The sequence below is a fragment of the Nostocoides sp. genome, assembly GCF_035343835.1.
GTDB classification, from domain to species: Bacteria; Actinomycetota; Actinomycetes; order Actinomycetales; family Dermatophilaceae; genus Nostocoides_A; species Nostocoides_A vanveenii.
Window position 1 is genome coordinate 16,660 of the sequence record NZ_DAOQZV010000003.1, and the last position, 5,762, is coordinate 22,421.

General features: G+C 68.1%; 5 protein-coding genes and 1 pseudogene. 4 read left to right on the forward strand and 2 right to left on the reverse strand.

All coding sequences use genetic code 11. From position 1 onward, the window contains the following. Positions 1-191: 191 nt before the first annotated feature. Positions 192-1,610: a gluconate:H+ symporter gene (locus PKH97_RS00580; RefSeq protein ID WP_324385448.1), complete on the reverse strand. Its 1,419-nt coding sequence runs from the start codon at positions 1,608-1,610 to the stop codon at positions 192-194. Then, positions 1,607-2,173, reverse strand: coding sequence for a gluconokinase (locus tag PKH97_RS00585; RefSeq protein WP_324385449.1), 567 nt, complete (start codon positions 2,171-2,173; stop codon positions 1,607-1,609). The genes PKH97_RS00580 and PKH97_RS00585 overlap by 4 nt, the downstream gene beginning before the upstream one ends. 153 nt (positions 2,174-2,326) lie before the next feature. Here PKH97_RS00585 and PKH97_RS00590 point away from each other — a divergent pair, with 153 nt between their 5' ends. The 4 genes and pseudogenes from PKH97_RS00590 to PKH97_RS00605 all read left to right on the forward strand — a co-directional run. Beyond that, on the forward strand, positions 2,327-3,106 hold the full coding sequence (locus tag PKH97_RS00590) for an FCD domain-containing protein (protein ID WP_324385450.1): 780 nt from the start codon (positions 2,327-2,329) through the stop codon (positions 3,104-3,106). A gap of 163 nt (positions 3,107-3,269) precedes the next feature. After that, positions 3,270-4,679 carry an aminotransferase class III-fold pyridoxal phosphate-dependent enzyme gene (locus PKH97_RS00595; RefSeq protein ID WP_324385451.1) on the forward strand — a complete coding sequence of 470 codons (1,410 nt, stop codon included), beginning with the start codon at positions 3,270-3,272 and terminating at the stop codon, positions 4,677-4,679. An 88-nt stretch (positions 4,680-4,767) separates the two neighbouring features. Next, positions 4,768-5,433 (forward strand): cation transporter, encoded by a 666-nt coding sequence (locus PKH97_RS00600; protein WP_324385452.1) that lies wholly within the window; start codon positions 4,768-4,770, stop codon positions 5,431-5,433. A 53-nt stretch (positions 5,434-5,486) separates the two neighbouring features. Continuing rightward, positions 5,487-5,762 (forward strand): annotated as a pseudogene (locus tag PKH97_RS00605) (transcriptional regulator); the annotation flags it as partial.

A 5,762-nucleotide genomic window follows, 5' to 3' on the forward strand; every position in this document is an offset into this window, starting at 1 on the left:
GACAGCATGCGAGCGGCGGTCGCCGCGTCCGAGCCCTCGATGACGGCACTGACGCCCTACCTGGGACTCACCGGACAAACCCCTCGTTCGCACGGGAAGTCTTCTCGTGCGAACGAGGGGTTTGTCGCATAGGCCGGGAAAGCTGTCCTGCCCGAGGCGCCCGATGCCACCCCGAGGCATCGGGCGGTGTCTTAGACGAAGACGGAGAGCGCCAGCACGCTGAGCAGCCCCACCACCGAGATGACGGTCTCCATGACCGACCACGACTTGATGGTCTCCCCGACGGTCAGGCCGAAATACTCCTTGACCAGCCAGAAGCCGGCGTCGTTGACGTGGCTGAAGAACAGCGAGCCGGCGCCGATGGCCAGGACGAGCAGGGCCAGCATCGGCTTGTCGAGGGTCGTGGTGAACTCCGAGACGATGCCGGCGGCAGTGATTGTCGCGACCGTGGCCGACCCAGTGGCCAGGCGGATGCCGACGGCGACCAGCCAGCCGAGCAGGAGGGGCGAGAGGCCGGAGCCCTGGGCGAGGTCACCGATCACCCGGCCCACACCGGCATCGACGAGCATCTGCTTGAAACCACCGCCTGCGGCCACGATGAGCAGGATCCCGGCGATGGGCGGCAGCGAGGCGCCGATGGTCTTCTCGATCGCCTCCTTGCTCCGGCCGATGCCGAACCCGAGGAACCACATCGAGACGAGCACTGCGAGCAGCAGTGCCACGGCCGGGGTGCCGAGGAACTCCAGGAAGGTGCGCAGACCATTGCCGTCCTCGAGGGTGATCTCGGCGACGGCGCGGGCCAGCATGAGCAGGACGGGCAAGGTGATGGAGATGACGGCGGGGCCGAAGCCGGGGCGCTTGGTGATGGGCTGGCCGGGCTCGGAGTCGACCGGACCACTTCCGCCGGCCCCCAGAGCAGCGGCGTGCTTGGGAACCCACTGATCGACGAAGCGCGCGAGCAGCGGACCCGCGATGACCAGCGTCGGCACGGCGACGACGAGACCGAAGATCAAAACCGTCCCCATGTCGGCGCCGAGGGCGTCGATGGCGACGAGCGGACCGGGGTGGGGCGGGACGAAGCCGTGCAGGATGGAAAGGCCGGCCAGCGCCGGGATGCCCACCTTCATCAGGGACATGTCGAGCTTGCGGGCCACCAAGATGACGACGGGCACCAGCAGCACCACGCCGACTTCGAAGAAGAGCGGGATGCCGAGGATGAAGGCGATTCCGGCCATTACCCAGGGCAGGCGTGCCTCGCTCACCCCGTTGATGAGTTTGTCGACGATGGATTCCGAGCCGCCCGAATCCTGCAGCAGCTTGCCGATCATCGCGCCGAGGGCGACGAGCAGGCCCACCGATCCGGTGGTCTTGCCGAAGCCGGTCGTGAAGCTGGTGACGATGTCGGCCGGAGCAACAGCAGCCACGCCGCCCATCGCCGCGGCACCGATGATCAGGGCAAGGAAGGGATGCCATTTCGCCCAGCTGATCAGCAGCACGACGGCGGCGATGCCGGCCAGGGCGGCGGCGATGAGTTGGCCGTCGCCGGCCGAGGTCAGCGAGGGGGCGTCCTCGGCGGCGAAGCGGCCGAGCGCGGTCAAGGTCGTGGTCATTTGGCCTCTCCGATCCGGGGGGTGGTCAGGATGACGGCGGGTGCGCCGAGATGGGTGGCTACCGCCTCGACGATGTCGTCGACGGGCAGGTCGAAGTCGATGGTGACGCCGCTCTCGTCGGCCTCCAGCGGCTCCAGGGTGGCGAACTGGCTCTCCACCAGCGCGACCGGCATGAAGTGCCCGGGCCGGCCGGCAACGCGACGCGCGACGACCTCGCGATCGCCGTGGAGGTGGACGAACTCCACTTCGTCGTTCCCCTCGCGGAGCAGGTCGCGATAGTTGCGCTTGAGCGCGGAACAGGCGAGCACCGCGCCGGTCTCGTGATGACCGCGCAGCCACTGCGCGAGCGCGGACAACCACGGCGCACGGTCCTGGTCGTCCAAGGGGATGCCGGCGGACATCTTGGCGATATTGGCCTCCGGGTGGAAGTCGTCCGCGTCCGCGTAAGGGACCTGCAGACGCTGGGCGAGGGCGGCGCCGACCGTCGTCTTGCCGCAGCCCGAGACGCCCATGACCACGACGAGCGCCGCGGGTTCGGGGCTTGCTGGGGGTGAGTTCGTCATTGAGTGCTCCTGTCCTAAACGGATCCTTCTTCGCATCCGATTGAGAGGAGTATTGCATTAAACAACCTACGAATCAAATCGCTTGATCCAAATACGTATGCTTTATGAGACGCGAAGGTTGGAGTGATCGGCGAAATGAGGGAGGATGACCGTATGACCGCTGTCCTACCCCCACCCCTTACCCCCGGTGGCCAACGCCCCGAGGGTGAGCCGGCCGACTTGCACTCGGCTGTCGTCAACCGCCTGGGTGAGGACATCGTCAGCGGTCGATTGGAGGCCGGCGCCGTCCTGTCCTCGGAGCAGTTGGAGACGCGCTACGGCGCCTCCCGATCGGTCATGCGCGAGGCCATCCGCGTCCTGGAGCAACTCGGGATGGCCGCGAGCCGGCGCCGCGTGGGCGTCACCATCGCCTCGCGCGAGATGTGGAAGGTCTTCGACCCGCTGGTCATCCGATGGCGGCTCGGCTCGGCCGAACGGGACAACCAGCTGCGCTCGCTCTCGGAGTTGCGCCGGGGGTTCGAGCCGGTCGCCGCGGAACTGGCCGCTCAGCGCGCGACGCCCGACCAGTGCGCGACCCTGACGGGGGCGGTCATGGAGATGGTGCGTCACGGCAAGGCCGGCGATCTGCGCGCCTATCTCGCCGCCGACGTCGTCTTCCATTCGACCTTGATGAAGGCGTCCGGCAACGAGATGATCGCCGCTCTCGACGGTGTGGTCGCCGAGGTGCTCACCGGCCGCACCGAACACGACCTGATGCCCGCGCAGCCGCGAACCGAGGCGATCCGCCTCCATGCGGATGTGGCAACGGCCGTGGTCTCAGGCGATCCTGAGGCTGCCCGCGCCGCCATGGAGGCGATCATCGCCGAGGCCGCCCAAGCGATCGCCATGCAACTCGACCTCCTGCCGTCGACGCCCACGAGCACTTCTTCGTAGAAGACACGATTCCTGGCGGGGGATTCCGAAGCAAAGTGCGCCAACGGCATACGTAATCCGTCGTGGAATAGCCAATACGTGTCCGAATGCGCAACAATGGGTGCCACCCACTAACAGGCACGTGCCCCGCCGGAGGACGGCCGGGCAAGGAGGCAGCACCATCATGACCGCGTCCACCACCTGGCCCCAGCCCGACCCGGCCACCCGCCGCTGGCTGCCCGAGACCTCGACCCCGCTCGACCAGGCGCGGGTGGCGAGCCTGCTCGCCGCGGAATGGGAGCGCTTCACCGCCTCCACGGCCGCATCGGGCGCCCACAACGAGCAGGCAAGCAAGTCGCTCCCGCTCGGCGTTACCTCCTCCTTCCAACACTGGGACCCCTACCCCATCTCGATCGCCTCCGCCCGCGGCGCCTGGCTGACCGATGTCGACGGCCGCCGCCTGCTCGATCTCTCGATGGGCTTCGGTGCAATGCTCGTCGGTCACCTCAACCCGGTCGTGATCGAGGAGGTCCAGAAGGCCCTGACCGACGTCGGCACCTTGTTCGTGACGCCCTCGCCCACCGCGACCGAGGTTGCCGAGCGCTTCCAGCGCCGCTTTGGGCTGGACATGCTGCGCTTCACCAACTCCGGCACCGAGTCCTTGATGTATGCCGTTCGCGCCGCCCGCGCGTTCACCGGCCGCAAGGCGATCATCAAGATCGAGGGCGGCTACCACGGCGGGTATGACGCGCTCCAGGTCTCGGTCAAGCCGGGCCTGGACGAGATCGGCCCGGCGGACGCCCCGACGCCGCAGGTGCCCTTCGACGTCGAGGCCGGAACGGTCTATGTCGTCCCCTACAACGACCTGGACCGGCTGACCGCGATCCTCGACGCCCATGGCAGCGAGATCGCCGCGATGGTGCTCGAGCCGGTGCTGGAGAACATCGCCATCGTCGTCCCGGACGAGGGCTACCTCGCCGGCGTCCGCGCGGCCTGTGACGCCCACGGCGTCGTCCTGATCTTCGACGAGGTCAAGACCGGCCTGACCGCCGGGTATGCCGGCGCCAGCCAGCGCCTGGGCATCAAGCCCGACCTGGTCACCCTGGCCAAGAGCATCGGCGGTGGCTTCCCGCTGGCCGCGTTCGGCGGGCGCAAGGAGGTCATGGAGGTCGTCGTCGACGGCCGGATGGCGCACTTCGGCACCTACAACGGCAACCCGCTGGTGATGGCGGCCGCCAAGGCCGTTGACGAGATCTGCACCCACGAGGCCCTCGACGCCGCGGAGAAGATCAACATCGGCACCCTCGATGCGGTGGACGAGATCATCGCGGAGTTCAAGCTGCCGGCCCACACCGTGGCGTTGGGGGTCAAGGGCTGCATCACCTGGTCACCGACTCCGGTGCGCAACTATCGCGACTACAAGGCCACCGACTTCCAGGTCGCCGAGCTGTCCTGGCTCTGGGGTGTCAACCGCGGCATCCTGACCCCGCCCGGACTGGACGAGCAGTGGCTGGTCTCGCTCGCGCACACCCAGACCGAGATGGACGTGCTCGTCAGCGACTTCCGCGAGCTGGCCGAGGCCCTGCGCGCCTGACCCGTCGCGTGTGCACTCCAACCCCGCCGCCCGGACCCGCTCGACGGGGGAGAGGCAGGGGAGCGAGCGGTAGCATCCGGAGCCCTGAGTGGGGCGCCTGATCAACGCGGCACGCCCCAGAGCGAGAGCTCCTCACGGTCCTGATCGCCTTCGGTGCCAGTTCGCCGCCTTCGGCCTCTTCGCGGTTGGGGCGGCCGTCTCGGTCTGGCATGGCATCGCCACGCTGCGGTCGCCCGGGACGGAGGAAGCGGCATACGGCTGGGCGTATGCCGTTCTCGCGCTTTCCGCTGTCCTGGAAGGGATTTCGTTCACACAGGCGCTGCGTCAAGCGCGCACGGGTGCGGGGAAGCGGCGGGTGCATCCGCTGCGTTATGTCCGGCTGACGTCGGATTCGATGCTGCGCGCGGTCTTCGCCGAGGACCTGTCCGCGCTCATCGGGATCGTGCTCGCGGGTCTCGGCATCGGCCTGCACCAGCTGACCGGCAACCCGAGATGGGATGCGATCGGCTCGATCGCCGTCGGCGTCCTCCTCGGCGTCGTCGCGGTCTTCCTGATCGGGCGCAATATGGACTTCCTCACCGGCGAGGCCGCGACGCCGCTCAGCCGCAACCGCGCCCTGGAGGCGTTGCTATCGCGCCCCGTCATCGAGCGGGTCAGCTTCCTCCACCTCGAATGGGTGGGTGCCAATATCGTCTTCATGGTCGCCAGCGTCGACCTCGTCGGCCAACGTGTGCGGCGATCCTGGCTCTCCTGACCGACTTCCACCACTGGCGCACGTGGTCGCCCTGGGAGGATCTCGACCAGGCGATGCAGCGCAGCTACAGCGGTTCCGCGAGCGGGGTGGGCGCGGCATACGCCTGGGAGGGCAACAAGAAGGCGGGCAAGGGGACGATGGCGATCACCGGCGTCACCGACGACCGGGTCGATGTGGCGCTGCACTTCGACAAGCCCTTCCCGGCGGACAATCGCATCGTCTTCACGCTCGCGCCGACCGGGCCGGAGCGCACGCGGGTCACCTGGTCGATGTACGGCGAGATGGGCCTGATGATGCGGATCTTCGCGCTGGTCAAGTCCATGGACTCC